Source organism: Paenibacillus sp. oral taxon 786 str. D14, from assembly GCF_000159955.1.
GTDB lineage: Bacteria > Bacillota > Bacilli > Paenibacillales > Paenibacillaceae > Fontibacillus > Fontibacillus phoenicis.
This window is the reverse complement of sequence record NZ_GG695973.1, coordinates 197,240-201,019: the sequence shown is the minus strand read 5'-3', so window position 1 is coordinate 201,019 and position 3,780 is coordinate 197,240. Positions and strand designations below refer to the sequence as shown.

Below are 3,780 nucleotides of genomic sequence, written 5' to 3'. Positions count from 1 at the left end.
CAGTGGTACTAACCTAGACAACGTCAAATCTGGTGGATTTTATAATGGTAATGGGCTGATTAATACACCAGAAGCTTCGAAATATGCTGCTGGTAGTGGTTGGTGGTATCTTACTGTTCAAGTTCACTCAAGTGATCCTAACAATTGGATTAAGCAAACAATAAAAGAGTTCGGAACCAACAAAGTTTGGGAAAGGACGTTAATGGCAGGTACTTGGTCAAGTTGGGTATTAATAAACCCCCATACTCCGACGCAAGTACTTTACGTAGATGCAGTTAATGGAAATGATAGTAATACAGGAAAGTATGGTAGTCCTTTTAAAACGATAAACCGGGCAATAAAAATGCTCCAAGAGAGCCCAATAATACTACCCTGGGGTGTCACGATTAGACTGGCCCCTGGTACTTATAATGAAAGTATCTTTATCTCAGAGATATCTGGCCATTCTATAAGTATAGAAGCTGATGGGGGTAAAGGTGGCAACAAATCTAATGTTATTTTGAATGGTATTGTAGGAATTTCTCAATCGTCTTTGCATGAATTGAAATTTACAAATGTAACTTTCGCTCTGTTATTTGATGTGCGAGAAGCAGGGGCCTCCTTCATATCATTTTCCAGTTGTATATTTAACGCTGCTGGGGGGGCGGGAGCAAACCTATACGGAGCAATAGTAGGGGGCAATGCCAAATATTACTTTACTGGATGTACCTTTACTGGATTGCAAACAGCGATAAACGCTATGAATGGCAGTTGGGTATTTTTATCTTCAAACAACAACGGTAGCGGAAACACTACTGGAATCTGGGCAGAAGGTGGGTCGATTGTAACTGTGTCGGGAGTAGTTTCTCTTGGTGCATCTACTGCTTTTAAAGTCACTGAAGGAGCGCAAATATTCAATACGCCTAATGGAGCCATCAGAACGACATAAGGGGGGAGAAAATGAAAGCATTTATTGTAAGAAAAGAAGATGATATCGTTGTTGACCAAATAAATGATTTGGTTCATTTAGACGGTAGGAACATAGTTGGCGAATCAATGACTGCTTATATTGATAATGAACTGGCTTATGTTTTTGTGTCTGATTCAGAAGAGATAGTGGTAGGTGAAACAGTTCCTGAATATCTTGAAGATTTATCCACTAGGTATTTGAAGAATAACCAAGACGAGCTCATGCAACGCCTAGCTGATATAGAACTCGTGTTCTCGGAATTATTCTCGGGAGAAGGTGAATAAATGGATGCATTGTTAGCAGCAAAAATGCGGATTATCTCTAGAGCATGTGTTACTAGATTTGCAGAAGGTAAACTAACTATGAACGAAATTGTTTCTTATTATAATTTGTCAAATGAAAACGCTGAGTATGTTAAAGCAGAGATCATAAAGATTTTACCCGATATTAATTTTGAGTTATAGTTGGACGATACTATGCATGAACTATAAGGAATATATTTATTTTTACTTCTGCCCTCGGTCCCCCGAGGGCTCTTCATTTTCCACGAAAGAAGGTGTAATCATGGACATTACGATCATCACCGCGGTAACCTCCGTGCTGGCGGCGGTGAGCGGGATTGCGTTGGGGTGGGCGGGGCGTGCAAAGGCGGCGAGACGGGAGGCTGAGGAGTCGGCTGAAGCGGAGGCTGTGCAACGGGCGGATGTAGAGTACATCAAGCGGGGCGTAGACGACATGAAAATTGAACAAAAGCTGCAAGGCCAGCGATTTGAAGCCTTCTCCGAGCGGCTGACGCGCGTCGAGGAATCGGCGAAACAAGCCCATAAGCGAATCGATCGGCTAGAGGAATAAGCTCTTGTGAATAATTGAGGTATATGGAAGAGTATGCTAAGATAACAATAGAAACAAGGAGGCTGCGCCACAGCCTCACCGGTACAACACTTGGGTGGGAAACCTCCAAATGTACATCAGAGAATAACCCGCACCTTGGCGCTAACCTGGGCGGGTTATTTTAGTTAGAAAACTTCATATGCATCACCTCCGATCCGGAGGCGCTGCTCTCCCGTCCAAATTCATGCCAAATTATACCAGAGTCTGCTAAATATCGCAGGCTCTTTTGTTTTATGATGAAAATCCTAGAATCGTACTCACAAGTGCACAAGCGAAGGGGGCACCTTGCGGAATAGCATAAATGGAAGGGGTGAAATCGCTTATGGATACACAAAAGTACCGAATTGAAAGGCGATACATTGCAAAGCGGCCTAATGTCCGGCCAGGGGCGAGGTTGACGACGGGAACCCCGGAGTTTTTTGTGGCGCATGACACAGGGAATCCGGGGGCAACGGCGGACAACCACTATGCCTATTTCAACTCGCTGAAGGATCGCACGGCCTCGGCCCATGTGTTTATTGATGATACAAAAATCCTTGAAATTATCCCGACAGGTACCGGCCCCGATCCTGCGGAGAAAGCCTGGCACGTGCTGTACAACGTGAAGACGGACAATGATTTATTTGGCTATGATGCCAACGATGCGGCCATCGGGGTGGAATTTTGCTACGGCGGGCGCATAAAATTTACGGAAGCGTACAAGCGGTATGTCTGGTATTTGGCTTATTGCTGTTACAAATGGAACAAGAACCCTTACGTCTTTATTCCATCTCACAGGCAACTTGACCCGGCGCGAAGACAGGATCCCGACAAAGCTCTGGCTACAGGCGGGAAAACGATGAACCGATTGCTGGACGATATTTCAGCCGAACTCAAGACCATGCGTACGCCTAGCCCGACGTCAAACTCGAATACGTCGTTTACGCCATTGCCCGCTTCCATCGCCCAGTCGCTGATCGACAACTATGTTTCACCCGCATGGTTTGCTTCACGTGCCAAAGGGGATCAGGTTGGCATGACGCATTTTCACAATTTGGCGAACAATCTTCGGGTGGCCTCAGGGATTCCGCTAGCCTCTTCGTCCACCCCCGGCCCACTGATTCCGCTGCCAAAAAGCAATGCGCAGGAAATCATCTTCCGCTGGCTATCGCCGGCTTGGTTTAAGGCACGGGACGAAGGAAATATGGCACGGGCGCAGCATTTTCACAATCTGGCGAATTACCTGCGCCGGGCTGCGGGCATCCCGGAGCAATAAGAAGGAGGGAAGTCATCGTTATGCAAAACGAGATTTTAACCAATGTATTGGCGTTTGCCTCGGTCTTGTCCGTATTTGTATTAGCTTTGGTGCAACTCGTGAAAACGACCTTCAACCTGCCCAAAAATCTAATCCCTTTCATCGGCGTGATCATCGGCGTACTGGTCGGAGCAGCGGCGTACCCATTTACGGAAATGGAGCTGGTGCTGCGACTCTGGGCGGGCGGTTTGGCGGGTTTGTCGGCCACCGGATTGTTTGAACTCGGGAACAATCGCCAGGGAAGAACAAAGGACAAGTGAGGGGCTTACGGTCATAGAGCAGCATGATCTGGCTTGGAGGCCATTTCCACTTGAATAAAGAACATTTGTTTGCATATAATACAAACAAACGTTCCTATTTGGAGATGATCCTGGTGGAAAAATACATCGGTCGAACTGTAGAAATCATCTACGTTGACCGTACAGGCAAGATCACGCAGCGGCGGATCGAAGTTCATGATGTGCGGGGCGGTTTGGTTCGGGCGACATGCCTGACTTCCCATGTCCCTCGGGCTTTTCGGATCGATAACATATTAGCTTGTGTACCTGTGGCAAAAGGGCGGCATACTGCCTCCTGAGCCTCCTATATTTTGGGCCGTTCGCTTTGCGAGCGGCCCTTATTTTGCATTTTTCAAATCAGGATGGTT

General features: G+C 46.6%; 7 protein-coding genes. All 7 read left to right on the top strand.

Features of this window, described 5'->3' with window-relative positions:
• Nucleotides 1-928 (top strand): pyocin knob domain-containing protein (locus POTG_RS23680; protein ID WP_036644658.1); only part of this gene is annotated, 928 nt, incomplete at its 5' end.
• A gap of 11 nt (nt 929-939) precedes the next feature.
• Nucleotides 940-1,233: a hypothetical protein gene (locus POTG_RS07680; RefSeq protein ID WP_036644656.1), complete on the top strand. Its 294-nt coding sequence runs from the start codon at nt 940-942 to the stop codon at nt 1,231-1,233.
• Nucleotides 1,234-1,413, top strand: a complete 180-nt coding sequence (locus POTG_RS07675; protein ID WP_036644653.1) for a hypothetical protein — start codon at nt 1,234-1,236, stop codon at nt 1,411-1,413.
• 100 nt (nt 1,414-1,513) lie between these two features.
• Entirely contained in the window at nt 1,514-1,801 is a 288-nt protein-coding gene (locus POTG_RS07670; RefSeq protein WP_009224258.1) for a hypothetical protein, read from the top strand.
• 361 nt (nt 1,802-2,162) lie between these two features.
• Nucleotides 2,163-3,095 carry a peptidoglycan recognition protein family protein gene (locus POTG_RS07665; protein ID WP_036644786.1) on the top strand — a complete coding sequence of 311 codons (933 nt, stop codon included), beginning with the start codon at nt 2,163-2,165 and terminating at the stop codon, nt 3,093-3,095.
• A gap of 20 nt (nt 3,096-3,115) precedes the next feature.
• Nucleotides 3,116-3,394: a holin gene (locus POTG_RS07660; RefSeq protein WP_009224256.1), complete on the top strand. Its 279-nt coding sequence runs from the start codon at nt 3,116-3,118 to the stop codon at nt 3,392-3,394.
• A 50-nt stretch (nt 3,395-3,444) separates the two neighbouring features.
• Entirely contained in the window at nt 3,445-3,711 is a 267-nt protein-coding gene (locus POTG_RS07655; RefSeq protein ID WP_009224255.1) for a hypothetical protein, read from the top strand.
• Nucleotides 3,712-3,780 lie beyond the last annotated feature (69 nt).